Below are 26226 nucleotides of genomic sequence, written 5' to 3' on the forward strand. Positions count from 1 at the left end.
CGCCTCCCTGCCTTTAATTGCCCGAACGCATCGCCATCGTGGCGATGCCGGCGCCGACCAGCAGCGTGCCGCCGGTGCGGTTGAAGATGCGGATCGCCTTGGGATTGCGCACCACGTTGCGGGCTCTCGCCGCGATCAGCGCGTAGCCGAAGGCATTGGCGAAGGCGAGCGCCAGGAAGGTGGTTTCGAAGACGAGCATCTGCGTCCAGAAATCGGCGTGTAGGTCGAGGAACTGCGGCAGGAAGGCGACGAAGAAGGTGATGCTCTTCGGGTTGAGCGCGGTGACCAGCCAGGCATGCGCGGCCATCCTGGCCGCGGACACCGCATCGGTGCGCGGCTCGGCGCGCAGCGCGCCGCCGGCGCGAAACAGCTTGATGCCGAGATAGATCAGGTAACAGGCGCCGATCACCTTCAGCACCGTGAACACGGTGGCCGACGCCGCCAGCAGCGCGCCGATGCCCAGCATCGACAGCGTCATGGCGGTGAAATCGCCAAGCGCCACGCCGACCGCCATCGGCAGTGCGGTGCGCCAGCCCTGGCCCAGCGCATAGGACACGACCAGCAGGATGGTCGGACCCGGAATGACGAGAAGGATAGCCGAGGCGGCGGCAAAGGCAGCCCAGTTTTCGAAGGACATGGTCGTCTCCTTGAGCGCAAAGAAAAGGATAAATCCTTGGCCCCGCGAAGATGTAAAGAGGCAAGTTCGAAAATCTGCAGCGCCCCGGTTCGGTCAGCCGGGTTAAGGTGGCGCGGCACGTCTTCACGCTTTTTCAACCATGATTGGTGAAAATGCCTCTATCCGGCCGGACCGTGTTTCCCGCCGATAGCGTAGGGTTTGGGTTAGATGCGTGAGTTGCCGCAAAGTCTGACGCCGCCGCATCAGGGCGACGCAATCGAAAATTCCGAATTCCAGCTTTCCCGCCGCACCATGCTGTCCGGCGCCGGCGCCATGGCGCTGCTCGGCGTTGCCGGCTGCAGCACCCAGACGCTCGAGCTGCCGCAGTTGCAGCTCGATGACCTCACCACCGGCTCGGTGCGTCCCGTCCGTCCTGCCATCAGCGTCGACAAGAACATCACCGGCCCGGATGTGATGTATGCCTCGCTCACCGATGGTGGCTTCCTCGTGCCCGCGGTGCCCTACAAGAAGGTCAAGCCGGAGTTCCGCCGCCAGATCGTCGTCGATCAGACCGGCGAGGCGCCCGGCACCATCGTCGTCCACCTGCAGGAGCGCATGCTCTATCTGGTGCAGCCCGGCGGCGACGCCATCCGCTACGGCGTCGGCATCGGCAAGGACGGCTTCCGCTGGTCCGGCCGCGCCAACATCCAGTACGGTAAGGAATGGCCGGTCTGGACGCCGCCGCCGGAAATGATCCAGCGCAAGCCGGAACTGGTGAAATGGCAAAACGGCCAGCCCGGCGGCCTCACCAATCCGCTTGGCGCCAGAGCGCTCTACATCTACCAGGACGGGAAGGACACCGGCTACCGTATCCACGGTTCGCCGGAGTGGGCGAGCATCGGTCAGGCGATGTCGTCGGGCTGCGTGCGCCTGATCAATCAGGATATCATCGACCTCTACAGCCGCGTTTCCAAGAAAAACCCGGTCGTCGTCGTCTGACGTCGCAGCGGCCCGCCTGGCCGCTGCGCGATCTTCTTGTTTGAGCATGATCTTTCGGGATCACGCTCTGGTTTCTCCCGTTGCGTGATGCGCCAAGACAGGCGAATGTGCCTCCGAAGCCACCATCCCGGAGAGAAGAAGAATGTCAGGAACCTTTGTCATCGCGCAGGGCGGCGGCCCCACCGCCGTCATCAACCAGACCATGGTTGGCGCCGCGCTCGAGATCCGCAAGCGGCATCCCGGCGCCAAGGTTCTCGGCTCCATCCACGGCGTGCGCGGCATCCGTGACGGCAACTACGCCGATCTCTCCTCCATACCTGAGGACCGGCTGCGGCTGATTGCGGCAACGCCGAGTGCTGCGCTGGGTTCGACACGCGACAAGCCGGACGCCGCCTATTGCGAAGTCATCCTTGGCGGCCTGAAGAAGGCCGGCGCCGATGCCTTCATCTATATCGGCGGCAATGACACCTCGGGCACGCAGCAGATCCTGACCGACGCCGCCGGCGGCAAGATCGCCTTCGTTCATGCGCCAAAAACCATCGACAACGATCTCGAGGAGAACGACCACACGCCGGGCTTCATTTCCGCGGCCGAGTTCGTCGCCGGCGCCTTCCTCTCGGTCGATCTCGATTTCCGCGCGCTGCCCGGCATCTATGTCGGCATCGTCATGGGCCGCCACGCCGGCTTCCTCACCGCCGCGGCGGCTGCATGGCAGCTCGATCCGGACAGCGGTCCACATCTCGTCTACGTGCCGGAGCGGCCGTTCTCGGCCGCCGGCTTCATCGACGATGTCCGCGCCACGCTTGATCGCCACAAGCGCTGCATCGTCGCCGTCTCCGAAGGCGTCAGCACCGCCGACGGCAAGGCGCTGGTCGAAAGCCTGGTGCCGCCGGAAAAACTCGAGCGCGACGCGCATGGCAACGTCAAACTGTCGGGCAGCGACCTGCCGGCCGCGCTCGAGCGCGCGCTGGCCGAAGGCCTGCCGGGTAAGCGCGCTCGTGTCGACGCGCTCGGCTACATGCCGCGCGGCTATGTCGGCGCCATCAATGCGGTGGATGCGCAGGAAGCCTTCGATGCCGGCGCCTTTGCCGTCGCGGTGGCCGAACAAGGCGGCGGCTCGGTGGCGCTGCAATTTGACGGCACGAAGACCGTGCTGAAAAAGGTGCCGCTGAAGAACGTCGCCGGCAAGACCCGCCACATGCCGGACGATTTCATGAAGCCCGACGTCAACCAGCTGTCGGAAGCTGGCATGGCCTATCTCAAGCGGCTGGTGCCGGAAAAATACAAGGTCGGGAAGCCCTTCGTCTGATGGGCGACCGGTTTGGCGGCAAACGTGTTGTTGGCGACTGGTTCGGCAAGACAACTATCGATGCCAGGACAACGATGCTGACCGAGCCGTTCGTGCATGATTTCGTAAGCGCCAACATCTGGCATCTCAAAGGCCGCGATGTCGACCTGCTGGTCGACACCGGCATGGGCATCTGCCCGCTGGCGCCGGAGATCGACACGCCTCATGGCAAGCCGCTGCTTGCGGTCGCCACCCATATCCATCTCGATCATGTCGGCTCGCTGCACGAATTCCCGTTGCGGGCAGGACCCAGGCACAGCGCCGCATCGTTCGAAACCATGGATGACGCGGTGACCTATGCCTACATGTTTCACAATCTCGACGATGCCGTCTCCAAGCTGCCGACGCCGGGCTGGAAAGCCACCGACTACAGGATTCCGCCCGCGCCGCTGACCCGCACGCTCGATGAGGGCGACATCGTCGATCTCGGCGACAGGCAATTTCGCGTGCTGCATCTGCCCGGCCATTCCCCGGATTCGATCGCTCTGTTCGATGAGGCCGACGGCCTGTTTTTTGCTGGCGACGCCATCTACGATTCCATCCTGATCGACGACCTGCCGGATTCCGACCGGCCTGCCTATCGCCGCACGATGCAGCGGCTGCTCGACTTGCCGATCCGCATCGGCCATGGCGGCCATGGACCGAGCTTCGATGGCAAGCGCATGCGCGAGATCGCAACGGCCTATCTCCGGCGAACCGGCGGGGTCTGATGCCGCTGGTCGGCGCTGGACTTTCCTCGCCGCACCAAGATTTCTGTTGCCCGCTGGAGCATCTTTCTGGAAGACTGCCGAGGGCCGATAGGCGGCTCCATTCAAACGGTCCCATTCAAACGGCCCGACTCAAACGGATTATCCCCGATGGTCACTCGCGGCTTCTCTTCCGGGCGAAAGCCCCCGACGGATACGGACGCGCGCATTCCGCCGGGCCAGTATCTCGAACAGGGCTTTCCGGTTCTGTCGGCCGGGCCGACACCACGCGTGCGCACCGAGGACTGGTCGTTCACGCTGAAGCACGGGCCGCGCCCGATCAAGAAATGGAACTGGGCCGAGTTCAACGCGCTGCCTTTGACCAAGATGACGCGCGACATCCATTGCGTGACCGCATGGACCAAGTTCGACACGCCGTGGCAAGGCGTGCTGGTCGATGACATTCTTGCCGATGCCGGCATCGAGCCGCCGACCGGCTTCACGCTGGCGCATGGGTTCGACGGCTACACCACCAATGTGCCGACAGCCGATCTCACCGTCGGCAAGGCGATGGTGGCGCTGCTTTACGAAGGCAAGCCGATTACCGCTGACCATGGCGGTCCGGCGCGGCTGCTTGTGCCGCATCTCTATTTCTGGAAATCAGCCAAATGGCTGAACGGGCTGCAGTTCACCGAACGTGACGAACCGGGCTTCTGGGAATTGCGCGGCTACCACATCTATGGCGACCCGTGGCGCGAGCAGCGCTACACGAACGACCCATGAGCGATGCGGCAGCAGTGCAATCGCCCTGGCAGACGGCGACAATCACACGCATCGAAAAGCGCACGCCGCGCGTCACCAGTTTCTTCTTCCAGCTGTCGCGGCCCTTCGCCTACCGGGCCGGGCAGCATGTCGATGTCAGGCTGACGGCGCCAGACGGCTATCAGGCGCGCCGCTCCTACTCCATCGCTTCGGCGCCGGAAGCCGGCGAGACGATCGAGCTGGCGATCGAAAAGCTCGACGATGGCGAGGTCTCGCCGTTCTTTCACGAGGTGGCTGCAGTCGGCGACGAGGTCGAGCTGCGCGGGCCGCTCGGTGGTCACTTCGTCTGGTCCGACAGCGAGGGCGGCCCCATCCTGCTGGTCGGCGGCGGTTCGGGCGTGGTGCCGCTGATGGCGATGGTGCGCCATCGCGTAGCGCTGAAGTCACCGGTGCCGGTCGCGCTGGTGTTTTCGGTGCGGGTCTGGGACGAGGTGATCTTTCGCGACGAACTGATCGGCCTCGACGATCGCCGCGATGGTTTCGCCCTGGTGCTGACGCTGACGCGGGAGGCCGCCCGGCGTCCGGCGGACTATTCGCGGCGGGTCGATGCCGCCATGATGATGCAATCGATAGTGCGGCTGCGCGAGGCGCCAAAGCTCGCCTTTGTCTGCGGCTCGAATGCCTTCGTCTCCGCCGCTGCCCAGGCGCTGATCGATGCCGGCGTTCCGGCAGGTATCATTCGCACCGAGCGCTACGGGGTCTGAGGGGGGCCTACTGTCGTCAGCCGTCATCCAGCCGGTGAGAACTTTGCCGAGAGCAGCTGGAAGGGCAGTGCGCCATAGCTGGCGACGGCAGCTTCATTGTCCCATGTGCGGAACTGGCGGGAAGGCCGTGCCTCAAGCACCAGCGCTTGGCGCGTTTCGTCCAGTGTCACCTTGCCGCGAAAGTGCAGCACTCTTTGCCCGCCGGCACGGCTGATGACCATCGAGCGCAAGCGCGCGACGTGCCGGCCGGGGGCATTGATTTCCATCTCGATGCGCCGCCGCACCGGGGGAACGGCGATCCTGACGGTCACATCCAGAACCATCTCTCCGGTCCTATCCGGACAGGGGATGGTTTGCGACAGCACGAAGGGGGTCGGCGTCGGCTCGAGCTTGCGGCTGGTCGTCTTGCCGCGCCAGACGACGTCCGGCGCCGATTGCTGCAGCCGGCCTTGCTTGCGTTTCAGCCGCAACTGCTTGGCGAACCCGCGCGACAGCCAGACGAGGCCGCCGAAATCCGTGCGCGGTTTGGCCTGTAGAACCGAGGACCATCGCGACAGGCCGGCGCGATCGGCCATATCAACTGTTCCTGCGAGAACTGGCTCAGGCACCGCAACGCCGATCTCCAGCGCCAGATAGGAGAGTGCCACCGCCGCGGCAACGGCAAGACCACGCCGGGCAAGGATGTCGTTGAACACACCCCAGTCGACCGCGCCGCCATGGATGGCCACGGCGCAATCAACCAGCCAGTCGCTGTGGGTGTGGGCATCGAGGCCGCCATGGCCGATGGCCAGCGCCATACGATCGGCCGGCGACGGAACAAAGACGCTGACGCCGCTGAATTCGGCTGCGACCGCCCGCTGCCAGATCGCCAGATCGTCTCCCGTGCTTTGCTGCGACCCGTCATAGGCAAGCTGGTGCAGGTCGATGTCGCCGAAACTGCCCTTGAAGAAGTTCATCGAGCGCACGGACGCCAGCCTGGTCCTGAGATAGTGCGGGCTGACGCCGGTGGCGATCTGCCAGTCACGCTCGCGCAGCACGTCGAAGGCAGCGGTCATGTCCTGCGGCCGCACCAATATATCGATGTCATGCGCCACCCGGCCGCGCTGCGCCGAGGCGTTGACGGCGATGCGGCTGGCGCCCTTGATCAGCACGACGGCGCAGCCGGCCTCCACCATGGCCTGCAGCGCCGGTTCGGCCTCGCGCATTGCCATGCGCGATTTGGTCCACAGCATCTTTTGCAGGCCGACAAGGCGTGGATAGGCGGGATGGGCGGCAAGTTTTCGGCCGAACCTGTCGGAAATCGCGGCCAGCAGCCGGTGTTCGCGAAAGGAGACGAGATTGATATCGTTCTCGTCGAGCCAGCGCGCCGCGTGTTGGCAGGCCGCTTCCTCATCGGGAAGAAGGGCTGCCTTGAGCAACTGGTCGAGCTTGCCGGTCGGCCAGGACCAGCCATAGTCCGGAAACCGGCGACCGATGCGGCGGATCGACCTGGCCATCAATCGGGATCCGTCTTGTTGCGCGCCCGCCGCTGCATGGCGAGCCGCACGACCTCGAGATAGCCCCGGTCGCGTGCCGGATCGCGCCCGTAGGACAGGCTGCCGGGCCGGATGCGCCTGAGCGCCAGCACGTCATCCAGCATGTCGAGAACGAAGCCTGCCTCGCGCGCCCGAGCGATCCAGTCGACCATATCGCCACGCCCCCCTTGCGGGTCGATGATCGGCCCGACGGCAACGGCGACCTCCCTGCGGATCATCATGGTGGTCCGCGACCAGCCTGCGAGAGAGGCGGCTTCCGGCGCTTCCGGCCGATCGTCGCGAAAGGTACGCCAATGCGTGAAAACGCCCGATGTCGCCGGGAACCGGTCGAGATGCGCAAGCTGTCTTTCAATCTTGGTCGGCAACCACAGATCATCCGCATCAAGCGTTGCCACGAAAGAGGTCGACAGCACTGCGAGGCCTCTTGTCGTGGCACTGCCGGGGCCGGCGTTTTCCTGGCGCAAAAGCCGCACCGGTAGCTTCAGCGCCTCGATCACTGCGATGGTGTCGTCGGTAGAGCCGTCGTCGACAACGACGATGGTTTCGGCCTGCACTGTCTGGGCCGCGATCGATCTCAGCGTCTCGGCAATGGTGGCTGCCGCATTGAAGGCCGGGATGACGACGCCATAGCCGCTCATCACATGAAGCGCCAATGCGCGAGTTCTTTGAAATCGAAGATCCCTTCGATCGGACGCAAGGACGGGTCGCCCTTGCGACGCTTCATCGATTTGAGGATGGCGCGCATGAACTCGCGACGGGGGACATCGGCCTCCCTTGTCATATTGCCGGGATGACGCCTGTAATAGAGGGCCACGGTATCGGGCATAGTGTATCTCGGACCGCTTTCAAAGGCGCGCAGCAGATAGTCAGTATCTTCGGCCTGGTTGAAGTCCTCGTCGAAACTGCCGATGCGCTCCACAAATTTACGAGCAAAAATCCCCGCCGACAGATGAATCCCGCGAACAGTCACAGAATGGCTGTCGACTGCCGGCTCCAGGGTCTCGTCATCTATCAGATCAACCAGTGTCATGCGTGAATAGGTGAGTTCGAGACCCGGATCGGCTTCGAAGCGGGCAAGGTCAGCCTTGAAGCGCCCAGCGGGCGAGATGTCGTCCGAATCGAGAAATGACACAAGCTGTGTCTCCGGCAGGAGCTGCCTGAGACCGGCATTGCGTGCTTTGGTGACACCACCATTGGCTTGCTGGAAAAGGCGGATGGAGGGCATTTCGGTCATGAATGAGCGCACCACGTCAGCCGATCCATCGGTCGAACCGTCGTCGATGACGATGATGTCGAGATCGGCGGCGTCACGCTGCCTGAGCAGCGAGCGCAGCGCCGAACCGACATAGGGTTCGCGGTTGTAGACAGGCATGATCACGCTCAGCTTCATAAAATGCCTCGTGCGAGAAACGCCGAAATCGTGCCGGCGATTTCCTCGGGCCGTGTCCCCAGCGACAGGCGATAGCACGGCAGCTGGCGTGTCAGTTCGCCAAAAAAGCGAAAGCCGCTCTCCCTCTCGCCCGGCATCTGCGCAATTCCGGACGGCGCCAGCGCAATCATGGCGTCCTTGCGCGACACCGGCATGATCGAGCTTGTCTCACCGCCATTGATATGTGGCACCACCAGCGCGACGATGTCCAGACTTGCAGGCACCGGCCGGACTGCGATGTCATCGATGTGAAACGGATATTTGCCTTGCCAGTTCAGCGGACCGTGCGACTTCAACCTTCGTTCGAGCTGCAGCCGCGCGAAACCTTCCGGGTCCTGCTTGAGCGTGGCAAACAAGGGGCGGGCAGTCACCCCATTGTCGGTATCGATCAGCACGTAGTCGTCGCCGACGCTGTCGAGCCCGTTGAGCAGTCCGGCGACAACCGTTCCCGATTTTCCGGCCCCGCCGGCGCCGGCGAGCAGCACACCCTTGCCGCCAATGCCCAGCGTACCGGCATGGGTAAGCCGCATGCCGCGCGCGGCATACTCCCAATGCAGGAAGGCGCGCAGCGGCGCTGCTTCCTCCCAGGGTGGAAACCCATCGGCCGATCTCATCAGCTGTGCGCCGACGCGGCGTTCGGGATCGTAGAACTGCCAGAAATCCAGATCGTGGAAATAGCTGCCGCGCAATCCGGCTTCCGCCAGCTGCGTGGCGAAGGCGTGATGCGTGTAGTCGGCCTGGCCCCATGTCGCCGGGGCGCGGATGCCCTCAATATCCGGATCGGCGACGAAAATACGGCAGGCGCCCAGGGTCGGCTCGTCGTCGGGAGCAGGGACAAAGCCACGGTCGACAGCATTGGCCAGCGCGCCGGGGCTGAGATGCGCCGTCAAATCCAGCCGCGGCAAGTGGACCGTGGTGGTGACCGGATAGCGGTCAGCCGCGCTTTCCGCCGCCGCCAGCACATGACGGGCATAGTCGGCCAGGGTTTGAAGGGTGACGCGTGGCATGGCTGACGTGTTCCAGCGTTGCCCGACCGGGCCGCTCGGGTGGTTTCAGGGCGCCGGCTTGACCGCCGGCCAACCGAGAGGTTCCTCGACCTCGTGGATCGGGTCGACCAGAATGAGATCGGCAAGGTCGTCATGGATGTCGACCTTGAGCGGCTCGCTGCTGCCGGCGAGTTGGGCAAGCAGCGCGCTCGAGATGGGTTGCGCGGCTGCATCGGCCGCACGCACGAGCAAGCCGAAATCGAGCAGTTGGGTAATGAAGCCGTCGAGCTCGGCTGACCTTATTGTGGCCCCGCCGGCCGCTTGTCCGACCAGTGCGTGGGCGCCAACACCGGACGACAGCGCCTGCCAGACCCCGCTGCCTGAATCGGAGAAGCCGAAATATTTCCCGTTCGAAAGATCAAGGACTACGGCTTCGCCGTCAAAGGACTCGAAAACGATGTCCTTGCTTGCGACCGCGTAGACCGATTGCTCCATTGAACGTCCCCACAACAGGCTGCCCTGAAGCGATCACCGGTCGCCGCAGTCCACCTTGCCCTGGAAAAGCGTCTAGCCACTTGGCCGTTCTTTGGCAAGACAGAGCGCCGGCCAGGGCCAGGCCGACACGCAAAACAGGCGGCCAATCCGCCGCCCTGTCAGGCCTCGATCTCGAGCGCCGACCGTGGCCTTGAGCAGCAGGCGAGGATAAAGCCGTCATCGATCTCGTGATCGAGAATGCCGCCATTGTGGCTCATCTCGACCTCGCCTGAAACCTTCTTGACCTTGCAGGTTCCGCACAGGCCGAACTCGCAGGCCGCAGGGATTCTCACCCCCGAAGCGCGCGCCGTCTGCAGCACGGTCTGGCCGGCAACGCATTCGGCGTCGACATCCGAAAGCGAGAAGCGGACCGGCGTAACAGTGTCGGCGGGCACTTCGATTCCACCGCCGGCCGGCGATGCGAACGGAGCCGGGACTTCTTCCACAGCCGGGGCCGCAAAACTCTCCTGATGGTAATAGGCCATGTCGAAGCCGGAGGCCTCCAGCATCTGCCGCACCGCGCGCATGAACGGGTCCGGGCCGCAGCAGAAGATTTCACGCTCGCGGAAGTCCGGCGCCAGCAGCGGCAGCCTTATGGCGTCGATCCGCCCCATATGGCCGAACCAGCCTTCGCGGCTCGACCGCTCCTCGATCATGAAGCCGAGCGACAGGCCGGGCATGCGGCTTCCCAGCAGTTCGAGCTCCTTGCGGAAGATGATCTCCTCGGGCCGCCGCGCGCAGTTGACGAAGCCGACATCGGTCCACGGCGCGCAGTCGTTCAGCCAGCGCAGCATCGACATCATCGGCGTCACACCGGAGCCGGCCGAAATGAACAGATATTTGGCCGCGGGGTGGCTGTGCAGCGAAAAGTCGCCTGCCGGCCCATAAGCCTTCACGTGAACGCCGGGTTTCAAATTGTCGAACATCCAGCGCGTGCCGATGCTGCCGGCTTGGGCTTTCACCGTCACCGCAATCGAGAACGGCCGCGATGGCGAGGACGACAGCGTGTAGGTCCGCATCAGCGGGCCTTCAGTGGTCGGCAGTTCCAGTGTCACGAACTGGCCTGGCTTGTAGCGAAACCAGGTCTGGTTGTCGGAGCGGAAGGTGAAGGTCTTCACCTCCGGCGCCTCGTCGCTGACGCCGATTACTTCCAGCACCTGGAGCCTGTCGTTCCAGGGCGCCATCTCGTCGAGATGGCGGTAGAGGCCAAGGTCCGTCATCGCATTCATCCCTTCACCCTTTTTGTTCTGCACATGTCGTGATCCCAAAACCGCTCAACACTTTTGGGCGCCATGTGCTAGGCGACGCTGCGCAGCGCGGGCCGGCCGCCCTCGGCAAGGCGCGGCTCGATGAAACGGGCATACCAGTCGACGAACTGGATGACGCCGCCCTCATGCAACTCAGAATAGGGGCCGGGCTCATAGGCCGGCGACAGAATGCCGAAGGCATTTTCCTCGACGATGCGGCGGTCCTGGTCGTTGGTCTCGGTCCAGACATGGGTGAGTTCGGCAAGGTCGTAGTCGACGCCTTCGACCGCATCCTTGTGGACCAGCCATTTCGTCGTCACCGCCGTTTCCGTGGCGCTGATCGGCAGCACGCGGAAGGTGACGGCGTGGTCGATGAGGATGTGATTCCAGGTCGTCGGATAGTGGTAATGCATCAAAGTGCCGATGCGGTCGGCCGAAACGCTGTCGGAAAGGTTCTTCTTCACCGCGCGCTTGCCGTTCATCGTATAGCTGACGGCGTCGCGCAGCAGCGGCGCGCGGGTGGCGCGAAACTGTCCGGTGGGATCGATGCGGAATTTGCTCGGCAGGCCCGCCGCCTCGCACTTCGCCCAGTGCGCCAGCATTTCCGGGTCGCTGTCGGCGCCCTGCACGCCGGTCACGGTCGGCGCTTCCGGGAAAGTCTTGCACAGTTCCGGATGGTTGCCGGCGCAGTGATAGCACTCGCGGTTGTTCTCCCAGACCAGCTTCCAGTTGCCCTTTTCGACGATGGTTGATTCGAAGGCGACCTTTGCCTCGCGCAGCCGGTGCGGCAACAAATAGGGTTCGATCATGGCGCGCATCGGCGCGAAGTCCGCCGGCTCCCTGGCCAGGCAGATGAAGATGTAACCGCCGACACTCTCGCAAGCCACCGGCTTCAGGCTGAACTGGCTCTTGTCGAAACCATCGGCCATCTGCCGTGCGAACAGGAGCCGGCCGTCCAGTTCGTAAGTCCACTGGTGATAGGGGCAGACCAGCTTGGCCGCCGTGCCTTTCTCGGCGTTGCAGACGCGGCTGCCGCGATGGCGGCAGGAATTGTGGAAAGCGTTGATCTTGCCTTGCTGGTCGCGCACCAGCACCACCGGATAGTCGCCGACCTGGGCGGTGATGTAGCTGCCCGGTTTCGGCAATTCGCAATCATGACCGATGAACAGCCAGTCGCGATACCAGATCAGCTCCATGTCGAGCTTGAAGTAGTCGGGATCGGTATAGAAGGGCTGTTCGAGCGAATAGCCTTCCCTGCGGCTGTGCAAGAGCCTCAGCATGTCGTTGCGCGCATCCATGTCCTGTCCTCGTGTTTAAAGGACTGAACTTGGTGGTGATGGAGGAAAGACCGGTCGCAATCCGGCACCACGGCCGGCATGCACCATCCACCTCTTGACCGCCCACCGCGATCAGTCGAGTCTAGCTATCTCGGGCTGGTTTCCGGGCTCTGGAGTGTCCTTGCGGACGGTCGCGACACCTTCCCAGGCTTGTGGCCCAGTGGTCTCCCGTTGCGACTTGATCTCCACCACCGTTGCGGGGGCAGCGCCGGGCTTTGACCGGCTTCCCAATTCTCCGCTCCATCGTCACGAAGCGGCACCTGAGATGCCATCATCTAATCACGACGGCCGACGCGCCATCGGCATGAAAGCGACATCGCATCCATGCGGCGCGACACCATAGGTGAAAAACGCACCGGCCAGGATTTGTGACGCGAACCCAGCCTTTCACCGGTCGTGACCCGCCGCTCCGCGCATCTGATTCGCCCGGCGGCAGGGTCAAAAACAGTTAACAGTTTCGAAAAGTGACTATTAGTGGTTTCTAAAATCGAACCGAACGGTTCGTTTCTGTTGACAGAGCGTGCAGGACGGTGTGAACGCTGGTTTGCCAATTCGTCAGCTGGCTCATGGGTGGAATAGAATAACATATTGAAATTATTCGCTAAAATAGAAAGTGTAGGAGGCTTTGGTACAATTTCAAGGTGCAGAGCCATGGTCCACGCGGAACAACTTCGTGATTGGAAACGGGCACTGGCCTCGCCCACATCGGGGCTGTCCGAACGACGCGAATTCCTTCCAAGACACGCCGCTAGACGGACTGATGAACTAAGATACTGGAGTACCAATAATGAAAAAGATCATCCTCACTGCCGCCGCCGTTTTGGCCATCACCGGCAGCGCCTTCGCTGGCAGCGACAACTTTGGTTCCAATGGTGCGAACCAGCCTGCCGCCTCGGTCGACAGCTCGTACACGGCTTCCATTCAGAAGCCGGCGCACGCCGACAAGCAGCCCGTCGTTCAGGGCAGCGACCGCAATCTCTTCGGCAATAACTAACAGCCGATTCCCAACGGACGGCGGGTTTGCCCTGCCGCCTTGGTGGAATTCAGACATTCAGGAGTACTTAAAATGAAAAAGATCGTTCTTACCGCAGCGGCCGTTCTGGCCATCACCAGCAGCGCCTTTGCCACTGGCAGTGACCACTTCGGCGCCAACCAGGCCGTCCCGGCTGTCGACAGCTCGTACACGGCTTCCATCCAGAAGTCGGCTCCGGCTGACAAGCAGCCCGTCGTTCAGGGCAGCGACCGCAACCTCTTCGGCCACAACTAGGCCGATCCCGGCAAAGCGCTTCGCCGCTTGCTGGAATACGAAAATTCAGGAGACTTGAAATGAAGAAGATTGTTCTTGCCGCAGCCGCTCTCATGATTGCCGCCGGCAGCGCCTATGCCCACAACGACAGCGTTGGCGGGACCGACATCAACCAGCAGGCGACCGTCAACGTCGACAAGACGCAGACGTCTTCGGTGCGCAACACCGGCTCGCCGGTCTACAAGCTGCTGAACTCGTCGGGCGACGTCCAGAAGTCTGCCCCGCAGGGCAGCGACCGGAACCTCTTCGGCCGCTAACAGCCGAAGTAGATCTCCAGAAAAAAGAGCGGCGGGCCTGGCCCGCCGCTCTTTTTTGTTGACACGGACCAGTCGCCTCAAGCCGCCTTTGCTTCCGGCCTGTGCAGCGCGAAGGAATGTCCGTCGGCATCGAAGATATGCAGGTCTCCGCCATCCGCGCTCAGCCGCAGCGTCGCCCCTCGCTTGACCTCGACATTGCCGGGCAGCTTGGTCACCAGCGGCAGGTCGGCGCGGCCGATGTCCACATAGATGAGCTGGACCTCGCCGAGCTGCTCGACATAGTCCACCTTGCCCTCGAAGAGATAATCGGCGCCGGTGGAGACCACCAGATCCTCCGGCCGCACGCCGAAGCTTACCGCAGCACCCTTCGCTGAAGCCGGCGTGGCGATCGGCACCGTCGCCTTGCGGCCGCCGACATGGCTGACGACAGTCGAATTACCGGTTGTTTCGATCGTCGCCGGCAGGATGTTCATGGCCGGCGAGCCGATGAACTGGGCAACGAACAGATTGCCGGGCTTCTTGTAGAGGTCCATCGGCGTGCCGACCTGCTCGATATGGCCCTCTTTCAGTACCACGATGCGATCGGCCAGCGTCATCGCCTCGACCTGGTCGTGGGTGACGTAGATCATCGTCGTGTTGGGCATCGATTCCTTGAGCTTGGCGATCTCGATGCGGGTGGCGACGCGCAGTGCCGCATCAAGGTTGGACAGCGGCTCGTCGAACAGGAACACTTTTGGATTGCGCACGATGGCGCGGCCGATGGCGACGCGCTGGCGCTGGCCGCCCGACATCGCCTTGGGCAAGCGGTCAAGATATTTGGTCAGCTGCAGGATTTCCGCCGCCTGGCGCACGCGCCGGTCGATCTCGGCCTTGTTCTCTTTGCCGATCTTCATCGAGAACGCCATGTTGTCGTAGACGGTCATATGCGGGTAGAGCGCGTAGGACTGGAACACCATGGCGATGCCGCGCTTCGACGGCGGTACGTCGTTCACCACCTCGCCGGCGATCTTGAGTTCACCGGAGGTGATTTCCTCCAGCCCGGCGATGGACCGCAGCAAGGTCGACTTGCCGCAACCCGAAGGGCCGACGAAGACGATGAACTCGCCCGACTTTATGTCGAGATCGATGCCGTGCAGAATGTGCAGATTGCCGTATGATTTCTTCACTTGTCTTAGCGTGACATCGGCCATGATTTCCTCCCAGTGAATTTCTTTGGCAAATTTCAGTCGATACGCCCGAACCAGGCCCCGTAGCCACCGAGGCGGATGGTGCCGGCCCCGGCTTGCTTCGAAAATCCGTGTCCAGGCAGAGGCTGCAGTGATCGGTCGCCGAGACCGATCGCTGCCGGCTCGTGTCCAAGATTGAAGACGCAGACGATCTGCTCGTTGCCTTCGCGCCGCGTAAAGGCGACGGTATCGCCCTCGCTTTCGATGAACTCGATATCGCCCTTGGCCAGCGCCGGGTGCAGGCGGCGGAAGCTGAGAAAGCGCCGGTAGTGCTCGAGCAGCGAGCTGTCGTCGCCCTGCTGCACGTTGACCGCTTGCGAAAGGTGTTTTCCCGGCACCGGCAACCAGGGTTTTGCCAAGGAGAAGCCGGCATTCTTGGCCGTGGCATCCCACACCATCGGCGTGCGGCAGCCGTCACGGCCCTTGAATTCCGGCCAGAAGCGGATGCCGTAGGGATCCTGCAGATCCTCGAATTGCAGCTCGGCTTCGCCAAGCCCGAGCTCTTCGCCCTGATAGAGGCAGACCGAGCCGCGCAACGACATCAACAGCGCCGAGATGACCTTGAGATAGGCGGTCTCGTCGGCCTCGCCGGCGGCCCAGCGCGAAGCCGGACGCATCACGTCATGATTGGAAAAAGCCCAGCACGACCAGCCATCGCTGGCGACCTTGCCAAAGGATTCCAGCACCGAGCGCACCTTTGCCGCGCTGATCTTTTCGGGCGCTAGGAAGTCGAAGGAGTAGCACATGTGCACGCGCTTGCCGCCGGCGGTGTAGGCCGCCACCACTTCCAGCCCGCGCTGCGAATCGCCGACTTCGCCGACCGCCGCGGTTGCCGGATATTCGTCGAGAAGCGCGCGGAAGCGTTCGAGGAAGGCGAGGTTCTCAGGCCGGCTCTTGTCGTAGATATGGTCCTGGTAGTTGTAGGGGTTGACCGCCGGAGCGGTCTGGTCGTTGCGCTCTTCCGGCGGCAGCGGCGGATTGTTTTCCAGCCCCTGGCTGTGGAAGTAGAAGTTGATGGTGTCGAGGCGGAAGCCGTCGACGCCGCGTTCCAGCCAGAAGCGGGTGACGTCGAGCAGCGCGTCCTGGACTTCCAAATTGTGGAAATTGAGATCGGGCTGCTCGGCCAGGAAATTATGCAGATAATATTGCTGGCGGCTGGTGTCCCACTGCCAGGCCGAGCCGCCGAAAATCGAAAGCCAGTTGTTGGGCGGTGTGCCGTCGGGCCTGGCATCGGCCCAGACATACCAGTCGGCCTTGGCATTGGTGCGGCTTGAGCGGCTTTCCTTGAACCACGGATGGCTGTCGGCCGTATGCGACAGCACTTCGTCGATCATCACCTTGAGGCCGAGCCTGTGCGCCTCGGCGGTCAGGGCGTCGAAGTCGGCCAGCGTGCCGAACATCGGGTCGACGTCGCAATAGTCCGACACGTCGTAGCCGAAATCCTTCATCGGCGACCTGAAGAAAGGCGAGATCCAGATGGCATCGACGCCGAGCGAGGCGATGTAGGGCAGCCTGCCGATAATGCCCTTGAGGTCGCCGATGCCGTCGCCGTTCGAGTCCTGATAGCTGCGTGGATAGATCTGGTAGATCACCGCACCACGCCACCAGTCGCGATCGACGGCGAGATCGGGCTTCGAGGTCGCCTTCAAAGCGGATTGCATTGTCTCAGCCTCCTTTCACCGAGCCGGCAAGCAGCCCGCGGACGAAATAGCGCTGCAGTGAGAAGAACACGATCAGCGGCACGATGATGGTGACGAAAGCCGATGTCGTCAGGATTTCCCAATCACCACCGCGTGAGCCGAGCAACGCATTGAGCTTGGCGGTCAGCACGATCTGGTCCGCTTCCGTACCCAGGAACACCATTGCCACCAGAAGGTCGTTCCAGACCCAGAGGAACTGGAAGATGGCAAAGGAGGCCAGCACCGGGAACGACAGCGGCAAGACGATCTTGACGAAGATCTCGAAATCGCTGGCGCCGTCGATGCGTGCCGATTCCATGATTTCGCGCGGCAGGCCGGCGATGTAGCTGCGTAGCAGGTAGATGGCGAAGGGCAGACCGAAACCGGTATGCGCCAGCCAGATGCCGAGATAGGTCTTCGACGGCATGCCGAAGAAAGAGCCGACGCCGTTATAGAGCTTCAGGAGTGGAATCAGCGACATTTGCAGCGGCACGACCAGCAGGCCGATGATCACCGCAATCAGCAAGGCCCGGCCGGGAAAGCGCATCCAGGCCAGCGCATAGGCGGCGAACGCCGCAATCAGGATCGGGATGACGGTGGCCGGAATGGTGACGGTCAGCGAGTTCATGAAGGAACGGCCGATGCCTTCCGAAAACAGCACGGTCTTGTAGTTGTCGGTGGTGAATTTCGGCGGCGCTGATGAGGCGTAATAGACGCGCTGGCCACGGTCGCCTTCGAAAGCCTTGGGCGAAGACATGACGAACGTGCCGTCAGCGTTGAGCTGCAAGGTCACGCCGTCGCCGAGATCGGCTGATGTGCCGGCCGGATACTGCGTCGGCGCGGCCGACTTGACGCCGAAGGCGCTGATGTTGCGGGCGGCGCCGTCGCCGAAGATATTGCCCTGGAGGACGAACTTGCCGTCCTTCTCGACCTGCGCCGAGGCGGCTGGCAGCCGGCCGGCCTCAGTCTGGCTGGAACTGGAGAACGAGTTCCACCAGCCCGAGGCGATGATCTGGTCCTTGTCGCGCAGCGAGGAGACCAGAATGCCGAGCGTCGGCACGGTCCATATCGCGACGAAGATCAGGACGGCGATGTGGACGCCGAAGCGGCTGGCGAAGGAGTTTCCGGTTGCGACGGCCATTTCAATGCCCTCCCGTCTCTTTGTTCGCCTGGCGGATGTTCCAGACCATGATCGGAATGACCGCGATCATGATGATGATGGCGATGGTGGCGCCGCGGCCGAAATCGCCGCCGCCGCGGAACATCCAGTCGAACATCAGATTGGCCAGCACCTGGCTGTTCCATTGGCCGTTGGTCATGGTCAGCACGATGTCGAAAACCTTCAGCACCAGGATGGTGATGGTGGTCCAGACCACGGCGATTGTGCCCCAGATCTGCGGAACCATGATCTTCCAGAAGATCTGGAACGGATTTGCGCCGTCGATGACAGCCGCCTCCAGCGTCTCTTCCGGGATGCCGCGCAAGGCAGATGACAGGATGACCATGGCAAAGCCGGTCTGAATCCAGATCAGGATGATCATCAGGAAGAAATTGTTCCAGAACGGCAGCGATATCCACACCTGCGGCTGGCCGCCGAAATACTGGATGATGGAATTGAGCAGGCCGATCTGCACCTGACCTTCGCCGCGATATTCGTAGATGAATTTCCAGATGACGCTGGCGCCGACGAAGGAGATGGCCAACGGCAGGAAGATCAGGCTCTTGGCGATCGTTCCCCACCAGATCTTGTCGGTGAGCACGGCGATGATCAGCCCGAGGAAGGTGCAGGCCGCCGGCACCACCGCCAGCCAGATGATGTTGTTGAGGATCGAGTTGCGGAATTCGCGGTCGCCGAACGCCCATTCATAATTGGCCAGGCCGACGAAATGAATGCCGCCGCGATCGAGAAACGACAGCCGCAGCGTCTCGACCACCGGATAGATCAGATAGATGGTCAGGATGATCATGGCCGGGCCGACGAACAGCCATGGCCGCACCAGCCCTTGCCGGCGCAGATTGTCGATGGCTGCTGCGCCTTGGACGCCGCGCGACGGGAAAATAATGTCCACCAGCTTGTTGGCGCCCCAGAAATAGGCGACGCAGCCGCCGACGCCGACGATGATGACGAATATGGCCGAGAAAATCTGAGCCGCCATGGGTTCCTCCCCTGCGCAGCATCGGCCAAAGTCGAACGCCCTTGGCTTTGAGATGCGCCGATTCAGTTGTTCAGAGCGCAATCGCCAGGCAAAGCGGGTCCCCCCTTTGCCGATCGCGCTTCATGCCGGAATGTCTATGTGCTCATGACAATCGCCGCGGCACGGGCCGCCGGTCGGATCCGGGCCCTCAATGGCCCGGATCGGGTAGTAGAACGTCCAGCCGGATAATCGGCTGCCTACTTGATCGCGTCCCAGCTCTTCTGGATGTCGGTGGCGACATCCTGGGCGGACTTGCCGCCGACAAGGTCGATCATGCCGGTCCAGAACGCGCCGGCGCCGATCTTGCCGGGCATCAGGTCCGAGCCGTCGAAGCGGAAGGTCGAGGCATTGGCGAGGATGTCGCCCTGCTTCCTCAGCGCGTCGCTGGCATAGGCGTCCTTGTTGACCGACTTGAACGGCGTCACGAAACCGCCCTGGGCCATCCAGATCTCATGGGCGAGCGGCATCTTCAGGAATTCGATGAAGGCGCGCGCACCCTTGCTATCCTTGGTGATCATGGCCAGCGTGCCGGCGCCAAGCACAGGCGTGCCGAGGTCAGGCTTGGAGGCGTAGGGCGGGAAGTAGAAGAAGTCCGCGTCCTGGCCGACTTTCGTGCCTTCCGGGAAGAAGGTCGGGATGAACGACGCCTGGTGATGGAGGTAGCATTTCGGCGGCACCGAGAAGAGGCCCTTCGGGCTGTCGCGGAAATCGGTCGCGGCAACCGCCTTGGCGCCGCCATCGACCATCTTGTCGTCGGTGGCGATCTTGCCGAAAATGTCGATGGCGTTGACCACGGCCGGATCGTTGAACGGAATTTCGTTCTTCACCCACTTGTCGTAGACGTCGGGCGTCTGGGTGCGCAGCATGATGTCTTCCACCCAGTCGGTCGCCGGCCAGCCGGTGGCGCCGCCCGAACCCAACCCAATGCACCACGGCGTGCCGCCGTCGGCGATGATCTTCTTTTCAAGCTCGGCGAGCTCTTCCTGCGTCTTCGGAACCTTGTAGCCGGCTTCCTCGAAATTGTCCGGCGAGTACCAGACCAGCGATTTCACGTCGGCCTTGTAGGGGAAGGCGAAGAAGCCCGGCTTGCCGTCCTTGTCCTTGAACGTGCCGAGGTCGACCCATGACTGGCCGGCGCCATAATTGTCCTTGACCCATTTGGCGGTGTCGTCGCCGAGCGGCGTCAACAGGCCCTTCGACGCCAGATCCTGGATCAGGCCCGGCTGCGGCAGCACGGCGATGTTGGGCGGGCTGCCGGCCTGCGTGTCGATGACGATCTGCTGTTCGTAATTTTCCGACGAGGAGTATTTGATCTCGGCGCCGGTGGCTTCCGAGAAATAGTCGAGAACGGTGCGGATCAGGCCCTCGTCCTCGCCACGCCACGGTCCGAAGATCGTCAGCGTCTCACCCTTGAGGTCGACTTTCTTGAGCTCTTCGAAATTCGCCCAGTTGAAGCGGGGGTCTTCGCCCGGCTTGAACTTCAATTCGGCTTGCGCCGGGGCGCTCAGGGCGAGCGTGGCAAACGCGGCGCCCAGCAGAAGCATTTTCTTCATCGGTATTCCTCCCAGTGGTCACAAACACCCGGACGGAACCTCCATTCCGTCCGCCGACGCTGCAGGACTGTGACTCAGTCAGAAAGGAACCGCAACCTCTCGGAGAGTCTTCCAAAGCGCTTTGGCTTTTTTGATCTCGCCATTGAATCGGTCGGAAGTCAAGAGGGTGAAAAGCTAATCGATTTAATTTTTGCAGAGAAAGACAGCGAAAGTGCAGTGCAGCATGCTTTTTTGGCAGTGCATCAGCAAATTCTACTTCAAACCCATCCGAAACGGTGCTTATGGTCGGAGCGCTTGGCAGCGCTGTCCATGGCGCCTAGATCGATTCAATTTTAAAAGCGCTTTGAGGCTTGGAGGCCTCCCGGTGAACCTCAAACAGCTCGCTCATATGCTGGCGCTTTCGCAGACCACGGTAAGCCGCGCCCTGAACGGCTACCCAGAGGTCAATGAGGAAACGCGACGGCGGGTGATGGATGCCGCCAAGCGTCACGGCTACCGCCCCAACCCCAGCGCGCGCCGGCTGGCGACCGGCAAGACCGGCATGATCGGCTATGTCTTGCCGACCGGAACGAGCGTCGACATCGATCCGCATTTCGTCGAGTTCCTCTCCGGCCTCGGCGACTATGCCCGCTCGCACGAGCTCGACCTGGTGCTGTCGCCCGCCGATGCCGACGACCAGGAGACCACCTACCGGCGTATCGTCGCCAACCGGCAGGTCGACGCCGTCTACATCTCGTCGCCGCGGCCGGCCGATCGGCGCGTGGCACTGGTCAACACGCTTGGCATCCCTTTCATTGTCCACGGCCGCAGCGACGGCTTCGATTTCGACTATCCCTTCACCGACATCGACAATGAGGGCGCCTTTCACGAGGCGGCACGGCTTCTCATCCAGCTTGGGCATCGCCGGCTGGCACTGATCAATGGCGACGACCGCGAGACCTTCGCCATCCATCGCGAGCGCGGCGTGCGCCGGGCACTCGCCGCAAGTGGCCTGACGCTTGGCGAGCGCCATGTCTGCTCGGTCGCCATGACCGAGGAGAATGGCTACCGCGCCGCCAGGCGGCTGCTCGAACAGGGCGACGCGCCGACGGCGATCGCCTGCTCCAGCCTGATCATGGCGCTCGGCGTCGTGCGCGCGGTGCGCGACCTCGGCCTGACCATTCCGGGCGATCTGTCGCTGATCGCCCATGATGACGTTTTTCCGTGGCTGAAGCCGGAAAACTTTTCCGTGCCGCTGTCGACGACGCGTTCGTCGATCCGGCTGGCCGGCGCGCGCGTCGCCGAACGGTTGGCGGCGCGCATTTCCGGATTGGAAGAGGGTGCCCGCGGCGAGGTCTGGCCGGTCGATCTGGTGGTCAGGGGCTCGGTCGCCGGAGCGCCGGGTTAGCATCTGCCTGCAGGCGCTCTTGATTTGGCTTCTACAGGATGGCAACCAGTAGCCCACAGCCATCGACCAATCCCCCAGGGATGCGCCATTTGCCCACATTCCCGTTCCCCGAAACGGATCCAATCCAGCATCTTGGCCCACCGCCGAAGACTTCGGAGGTGGTCATCGTCGGTGGCGGTGTTATCGGCGTAACGACAGCTCTTTTCCTTGCAGCGCGGAACATTCCGGTGACGCTGCTGGAAAAAGGACGCGTCGCGGCCGAACAGTCGTCCCGAAACTGGGGCTGGATCAGAAAGCAGGGACGAGACGCGGATGAACTGCCTGTCGTCATCGAGGCCATTCGCCTTTGGCGGCGGCTGGCTGAGGAATGCGGCGAAGACATCGGCCTGACCCAGGCAGGCGTGACCTATCTGGCGAACTCCGACAAGGACATGGCCGGCTTCGAAGCGTTCACGAAGATCGCCGCGATCCATGATCTCGACACGCGCCTCCTGGACGGAGATGAAACCGCGAAGCTCATCAAGGGCATGTCGCGCAGGTTCAAAGGCGCGATGACGACGCCCTCCGATATGCGCGCGGAGCCTTGGTTGGCGGTGCCTGCGCTTGCCCGGCTTGCCGTGCGAAAAGGCGCCAGGATCGTGGAGAACTGCGCGGCGCGAACCCTCGACATCGCGGCCGGCAGGATCAAGGGCGTGTGGACCGAGGCGGGATATATCGAGACCTCCACCGTGCTGGTCGCGGGCGGCGCCTGGTCGTCCCTGTTCCTGGCGAGACACGGCGTTTCCATTCCCCAGCTCAGCGTCAGGGTAACTGTGGCCGCGACGGAGCCCCTGCCCGAGATCTATCCGGGTGCGGCGGCTGACGATCACATCGCTTTCAGGCGCCGGCAGGATGGCGGATACACGCTCGCCCCGGGCGGCAGCAATTTGCTTTACCTGGGGCCTGACGCGTTCCGGCACGCGACCCAATACCTTCCCGCCCTCAGGGCCAATCCATTCGGGACGCGCTATTTTCCGTTCGCTCCATCAGGCTACCCGGACGGCTGGTCGACGCCGCGCGATTGGGCGCCGGATGCCCAGAGTCCTTTCGAGAGAATGCGGGTGCTCAACCCGGCCCCTGAACCCGCCGGTCTGCGTTCGGTGGAACGCAATTTCAAACGGCTTTTCCGACAGTTCGAAACGGTTCGCCTAAAGGCCGGCTGGGGCGGTATGATTGACGCCATGCCCGACGTCGTCCCTGTTGTGGATCAGGTACGGGCGGTCGGCGGTCTATTCGTAGCGACGGGTATGAGCGGTCACGGCTTCGGTATCGGGCCTGGAATCGGCCGGGTCGTTGCCGACCTCATTCAGGGAAACGAGACCGGCCACGACCTCAGCCGCTTTCGCCTGTCGCGCTTCCATGATGGAAGTCCTGTCCGGTTAGGTCCGAGCCTCTGAACCGGTCGCGCGACGTCGACTGAATTTCGACTTTCGCCCGGGATCACTCCTTCGCCGCCTCGGCCGCCTTGGTATCCAGCAGCCCATAGCCGAAATCATTGTCGCGCCCCTTGGGACCGAGATCCCTGGCTGTGTCAGCCAGCGCCTTCTCGATCTCGTCGGCCGAGCGGTCGGGCGCGGCGTGGATCAGATTGGCGACGGCGCCGCTGACGATGGCCGCCGCAAACGAGGTGCCGGTGACGACATCCGAGCCGGCGCCGCTCGGCGCCACCATCTCGACACCGGGCGCCGAGATGAAGACATAGGCGCCGCGATTGGCCTGCGGCATCAACCCGTCCTTGGCATCGGTGGCGGTGACCGCTATGACGCCGTCGAAGGCGGCCGGATAGCCGTAGGGCGCCTTCGGTCCGTTATTCCCCGCGGCGGCGACCAGCACGATGCCGAGCGCCCTCGCATTGCGGCAAGCGGTGCCGAGCAGATCGTTCTTGGGGCCGACGAAGCTCATATTGATGATGCGGACATCCTGGTCCGCCGCCCAGTCGAGCGCCGAAAGGATCACGTCCATCGTCGACTTGCCGCCCTCGAAGGCACGGGCGTGGTAAATCTTGGCGCCCGGCGCCATGCCTTGCAGTGCGCCGACGCCGGCGATCAGCCCGTCGATCGAGGTGCCGTGATCGCGCTTCTCGACCGGCACGTCGGGCATGGCGTCGAACTGTTCGGCAATGACGCCGGACAGCGCCGGATTGGTGTCGTCGATGCCGGTGTCGATCACGGCGATGCGCACATTCTCACCGCTCGCCTGTTTCTCATCGAGGGCGATGTGATCGAAGGCATAGTTGACGATGCCGGCCGCCTGCTGCAGCGAATAGACATGGTTGGGCTCGCGCCGCTGGGTGCGGCCATCGGCGGCAAGCTGCGCCAGCACGACGCCCACCGGGCGGCCGTCGGGAATGCCGAAGCGCACCAGCGTGGTGCCGAGCAGCCGCGACTGGCGTTGCGAACGCACCTGGAGGCCAAAAGAGGTGGCGATCTGCTGAACGGCGCCGGCATCGCCGTCGAGCGTCACCAGCACCTCGTCGGGCACGAAATCGCCGATGACGGCGCGCGGCGGCTCGGTCGCCACCAGGTCGATCGGCGGAACGATCGGACCGGCGGGCGCGGCCGCCGGCACCGCCGGCGCATCGGCAGGTGGCGCCGGCGCGGGAGCGTCTACTGGATTGGGAAACAGGTCGACGATCAGCTCCGGCAGAAAGACGGCGCCCGCCTGCGTTGCGCCGCCGGGCGTTCCGCCACTCTTGGCGCAATCGGCGCCGGCTGCATTCTTGCCGTTCAGGCAGTCGATCTCTGTCTGGCTGAGGTTCGGATCATTGGTCTGTGCAAAGGCAGGCGCGGCGACGATTGTCATCGCCGCCGCAAGAAGTGCCGCACATCGAATGACCGCCTTAGCCGCCATCAACCGGTTTCCTTCCTTCGATCACAGTTTCCGCGAAAGGCTGGGCGGCAATAAGGCCGAGCAGCTTTTCATAGTCGGCGGCGGTCTTGGCCGGGATGCCTAGGCGGAAGACGCCGTCGGCGGTCGGTCCACCGACAATCTTCAGCCCATTTTGGCCAAGAAAGGCCGCGATGTCGGACATCTTCGCATCCGGCTTGAACTTGGCCAGCGCGAACGGCATTTTCGCCAGATCGTCTTCCTGGCCGGCAATCTCGAAATCGCTACCCTTGCCGCCGGGCTGGACAAAAGACTGCACCATGACCAGCGCAAGCAGCACCGCCGCCGCGGCCCAGGCGACGCCGACCGGCACTGCCATGAAGCGGCCCCAGGCTTGCGCCAGCCAGGACGACCCTTGTGCCGCGCGTGCCGGACCAGCCTCGGCGTCGAGCGCCCTGGCAAAGCGGCTGAGCGCATCGGCCGGCGGGCGGATCATCTCGTTGGCCGCCGTGGTACCCGAGAACTCGGCCTCGGCCTCGCCCAATGCGGCAAGCGCCGCCGGGTCGTTCGCCAGCCATTCCTCGATGGCTTCGAGTTCCGAACCTTCCAGCGAACCGTTCAGGTAGAACGGAAGCAGCGTTTCCATTTCGTCGCGGCGCGACATCTTTTCAGCGGCGCTCATGGCCACCCCCTGTCGTAACCGGCGGCCTTGAGGGCTTCGCCGAGTTTCTTGCGGGCGTAGAACATCCTGGTCTTGACCGTGGCCACCGGAATGCCGAGCACCTCGCCGATCTCGGTCACCGACTGCCCGTGGTAATAAGCAAGATCGATCACCACGCGATGTTCTTCCGGCAAGGCATCGACAAAGCGCCGCAAGGCGGCGCCCTTGTCTTCCTTCATGGTGGTGACTTCCGGCGTGTCGGCGCTGTCGGGAACCTGCGCCGCGTCATCGTCGTCGATCCAGTCTTCCTTCTTCTTGCGCAGCAAGGACAGCGCCTTGAAGCGGGCGATGCCGAGCAGCCAGGTCGAGACTTCCGAGCGTCCCTCGAAGCCAGGGGCCTGGCGCCAGAGCTCGAGAAAGACCTCGTTAGCGATATCGTCAGCCATCATTTCCGATCCCGTCTGGCGTGCCACGAAGCGGTAGACCCGCGCGTGGTGGCGCATGAACAGGAGCCGAACGGCGGCACGGTCGCCCTTCGCGACCCGGTCGACAAGCGCGCGATCGGTCTCCGTCGCTGCCGTCATGGCCGGTCGAGCCGCCTGGCTCCTGTCTGCTCTGTCGCCGATCGATCCAAAAAGGTTCATCCTTCCGCCAAAGGAATTTTCGGGAGGCTAGCCGAAGAAGGGAAGTGTTGCCAGTGGTGGGCGCTCTTCCTTCTCCCCTTGTGGGAGAAGGTGGATCGGCGCGCAGCGCCGAGACGGATGAGGGGTGCTGGACGGATCGCTACGATGAAGAAATAAGCGCTTTAAATCCCTCAATATTTTCGCGCCGTGTTTCTTCCAACACCCCTCATC

At 63.1% G+C, this 26226-nt stretch carries 26 protein-coding genes and 1 riboswitch; of the genes, 10 read left to right on the forward strand and 16 right to left on the reverse strand.

The features are described from left to right. Positions 1-13 precede the first annotated feature (13 nt). Positions 14-637 carry a LysE family translocator gene (locus AC1DXU_RS18635; protein ID WP_477371261.1) on the reverse strand — a complete coding sequence of 208 codons (624 nt, stop codon included), beginning with the start codon at positions 635-637 and terminating at the stop codon, positions 14-16. Positions 638-928: 291 nt separating this feature from the next. Between AC1DXU_RS18635 and AC1DXU_RS18640 the strand changes: the two genes are divergently transcribed. From AC1DXU_RS18640 to AC1DXU_RS18660, 5 genes are all read left to right on the forward strand, one after another. After that, the gene (locus AC1DXU_RS18640) at positions 929-1615 is read left to right on the forward strand and encodes a L,D-transpeptidase (RefSeq protein ID WP_477371606.1); all 687 of its coding nucleotides are present in this window, start codon (positions 929-931) and stop codon (positions 1613-1615) included. Positions 1616-1757: 142 nt separating this feature from the next. Further along, positions 1758-2924 carry a diphosphate--fructose-6-phosphate 1-phosphotransferase gene (locus tag AC1DXU_RS18645; RefSeq protein WP_477371264.1) on the forward strand — a complete coding sequence of 389 codons (1167 nt, stop codon included), beginning with the start codon at positions 1758-1760 and terminating at the stop codon, positions 2922-2924. Then, positions 2924-3673 carry an MBL fold metallo-hydrolase gene (locus AC1DXU_RS18650; protein WP_477371267.1) on the forward strand — a complete coding sequence of 250 codons (750 nt, stop codon included), beginning with the start codon at positions 2924-2926 and terminating at the stop codon, positions 3671-3673. The genes AC1DXU_RS18645 and AC1DXU_RS18650 overlap by 1 nt, the downstream gene beginning before the upstream one ends. Positions 3674-3820: 147 nt before the next feature. Beyond that, positions 3821-4432: a molybdopterin-dependent oxidoreductase gene (locus tag AC1DXU_RS18655; RefSeq protein ID WP_477371270.1), complete on the forward strand. Its 612-nt coding sequence runs from the start codon at positions 3821-3823 to the stop codon at positions 4430-4432. Further along, a complete protein-coding gene (locus tag AC1DXU_RS18660; protein WP_477371273.1) occupies positions 4429-5175 on the forward strand; it encodes a ferredoxin reductase in 747 nt (248 codons plus the stop codon). The genes AC1DXU_RS18655 and AC1DXU_RS18660 overlap by 4 nt, the downstream gene beginning before the upstream one ends. A 23-nt stretch (positions 5176-5198) precedes the next feature. On the opposite strand, the gene AC1DXU_RS18665 is transcribed toward AC1DXU_RS18660, so the two are convergent. From AC1DXU_RS18665 to AC1DXU_RS18695, 7 genes are all read right to left on the reverse strand, one after another. Next, positions 5199-6671, reverse strand: a complete 1473-nt coding sequence (locus AC1DXU_RS18665) for a nucleotidyltransferase family protein (RefSeq protein ID WP_477371276.1) — start codon at positions 6669-6671, stop codon at positions 5199-5201. Beyond that, positions 6671-7348: a glycosyltransferase family 2 protein gene (locus AC1DXU_RS18670; RefSeq protein ID WP_477371279.1), complete on the reverse strand. Its 678-nt coding sequence runs from the start codon at positions 7346-7348 to the stop codon at positions 6671-6673. Before AC1DXU_RS18670 ends, AC1DXU_RS18665 begins: the two co-directional genes overlap by 1 nt. Continuing rightward, positions 7348-8100 (reverse strand): glycosyltransferase family 2 protein, encoded by a 753-nt coding sequence (locus tag AC1DXU_RS18675; protein ID WP_477371281.1) that lies wholly within the window; start codon positions 8098-8100, stop codon positions 7348-7350. Before AC1DXU_RS18675 ends, AC1DXU_RS18670 begins: the two co-directional genes overlap by 1 nt. Further along, the gene (locus AC1DXU_RS18680; protein ID WP_477371284.1) at positions 8097-9146 is read right to left on the reverse strand and encodes a serine kinase; all 1050 of its coding nucleotides are present in this window, start codon (positions 9144-9146) and stop codon (positions 8097-8099) included. The genes AC1DXU_RS18675 and AC1DXU_RS18680 overlap by 4 nt, the downstream gene beginning before the upstream one ends. A gap of 45 nt (positions 9147-9191) precedes the next feature. Further along, positions 9192-9620, reverse strand: coding sequence for a PqqD family protein (locus AC1DXU_RS18685; RefSeq protein ID WP_477371286.1), 429 nt, complete (start codon positions 9618-9620; stop codon positions 9192-9194). A 158-nt stretch (positions 9621-9778) separates the two neighbouring features. Beyond that, positions 9779-10879 carry an FAD-binding oxidoreductase gene (locus AC1DXU_RS18690; protein WP_477371288.1) on the reverse strand — a complete coding sequence of 367 codons (1101 nt, stop codon included), beginning with the start codon at positions 10877-10879 and terminating at the stop codon, positions 9779-9781. Positions 10880-10956: 77 nt separating this feature from the next. Next, on the reverse strand, positions 10957-12204 hold the full coding sequence (locus tag AC1DXU_RS18695) for an aromatic ring-hydroxylating oxygenase subunit alpha (RefSeq protein WP_477371291.1): 1248 nt from the start codon (positions 12202-12204) through the stop codon (positions 10957-10959). 116 nt (positions 12205-12320) lie between these two features. Further along, positions 12321-12522: riboswitch (cobalamin riboswitch) on the reverse strand. Between the two features lie 508 nt (positions 12523-13030). On the opposite strand from AC1DXU_RS18695, the gene AC1DXU_RS18700 reads away from it, so the two are divergent. The 3 genes from AC1DXU_RS18700 to AC1DXU_RS18710 all read left to right on the forward strand — a co-directional run bounded on the left by AC1DXU_RS18700 (position 13031) and on the right by AC1DXU_RS18710 (position 13806). Beyond that, on the forward strand, positions 13031-13237 hold the full coding sequence (locus AC1DXU_RS18700) for a DUF680 domain-containing protein (protein ID WP_477311116.1): 207 nt from the start codon (positions 13031-13033) through the stop codon (positions 13235-13237). A gap of 72 nt (positions 13238-13309) precedes the next feature. Next, entirely contained in the window at positions 13310-13510 is a 201-nt protein-coding gene (locus tag AC1DXU_RS18705) for a DUF680 domain-containing protein (protein ID WP_477311118.1), read from the forward strand. A gap of 59 nt (positions 13511-13569) precedes the next feature. After that, positions 13570-13806, forward strand: a complete 237-nt coding sequence (locus AC1DXU_RS18710) for a DUF680 domain-containing protein (protein WP_477371294.1) — start codon at positions 13570-13572, stop codon at positions 13804-13806. A 77-nt stretch (positions 13807-13883) separates the two neighbouring features. On the opposite strand, the gene AC1DXU_RS18715 is transcribed toward AC1DXU_RS18710, so the two are convergent. The 5 genes from AC1DXU_RS18715 to AC1DXU_RS18735 all read right to left on the reverse strand — a co-directional run bounded on the left by AC1DXU_RS18715 (position 13884) and on the right by AC1DXU_RS18735 (position 20459). After that, positions 13884-14996, reverse strand: a complete 1113-nt coding sequence (locus AC1DXU_RS18715; protein WP_477371297.1) for an ABC transporter ATP-binding protein — start codon at positions 14994-14996, stop codon at positions 13884-13886. Between the two features lie 32 nt (positions 14997-15028). Beyond that, on the reverse strand, positions 15029-16693 hold the full coding sequence (gene bglA / locus AC1DXU_RS18720; protein WP_477371300.1) for a beta-galactosidase BglA: 1665 nt from the start codon (positions 16691-16693) through the stop codon (positions 15029-15031). Between the two features lie 4 nt (positions 16694-16697). Continuing rightward, complete coding sequence (locus AC1DXU_RS18725; RefSeq protein ID WP_477371303.1) at positions 16698-17852, reverse strand: carbohydrate ABC transporter permease; 1155 nt, start codon at positions 17850-17852, stop codon at positions 16698-16700. 1 nt (position 17853) lies between these two features. After that, positions 17854-18867: a carbohydrate ABC transporter permease gene (locus tag AC1DXU_RS18730; RefSeq protein ID WP_477371306.1), complete on the reverse strand. Its 1014-nt coding sequence runs from the start codon at positions 18865-18867 to the stop codon at positions 17854-17856. Positions 18868-19103: 236 nt separating this feature from the next. Then, positions 19104-20459, reverse strand: coding sequence for an ABC transporter substrate-binding protein (locus AC1DXU_RS18735; protein ID WP_477311130.1), 1356 nt, complete (start codon positions 20457-20459; stop codon positions 19104-19106). A 364-nt stretch (positions 20460-20823) separates the two neighbouring features. Between AC1DXU_RS18735 and AC1DXU_RS18740 the strand changes: the two genes are divergently transcribed. Both AC1DXU_RS18740 and AC1DXU_RS18745 read left to right on the forward strand, forming a co-directional pair. Continuing rightward, positions 20824-21846 (forward strand): LacI family DNA-binding transcriptional regulator, encoded by a 1023-nt coding sequence (locus AC1DXU_RS18740; protein ID WP_477371309.1) that lies wholly within the window; start codon positions 20824-20826, stop codon positions 21844-21846. Positions 21847-21935: 89 nt separating this feature from the next. Then, positions 21936-23282, forward strand: coding sequence for an NAD(P)/FAD-dependent oxidoreductase (locus tag AC1DXU_RS18745; RefSeq protein WP_477371312.1), 1347 nt, complete (start codon positions 21936-21938; stop codon positions 23280-23282). Between the two features lie 43 nt (positions 23283-23325). On the opposite strand, the gene AC1DXU_RS18750 is transcribed toward AC1DXU_RS18745, so the two are convergent. From AC1DXU_RS18750 to AC1DXU_RS18760, 3 genes are read right to left on the reverse strand one after another with little or no spacing between them, the layout of a single operon-like run. After that, positions 23326-24735, reverse strand: a complete 1410-nt coding sequence (locus tag AC1DXU_RS18750) for a S8 family serine peptidase (RefSeq protein ID WP_477371315.1) — start codon at positions 24733-24735, stop codon at positions 23326-23328. Continuing rightward, entirely contained in the window at positions 24725-25393 is a 669-nt protein-coding gene (locus tag AC1DXU_RS18755; protein WP_477371318.1) for an anti-sigma factor, read from the reverse strand. Before AC1DXU_RS18755 ends, AC1DXU_RS18750 begins: the two co-directional genes overlap by 11 nt. Continuing rightward, positions 25390-25956 carry a sigma-70 family RNA polymerase sigma factor gene (locus AC1DXU_RS18760; RefSeq protein ID WP_477371321.1) on the reverse strand — a complete coding sequence of 189 codons (567 nt, stop codon included), beginning with the start codon at positions 25954-25956 and terminating at the stop codon, positions 25390-25392. Before AC1DXU_RS18760 ends, AC1DXU_RS18755 begins: the two co-directional genes overlap by 4 nt. Positions 25957-26226: the final 270 nt, after the last annotated feature.

The organism is Mesorhizobium sp. P3_A10, assembly GCF_056403175.1.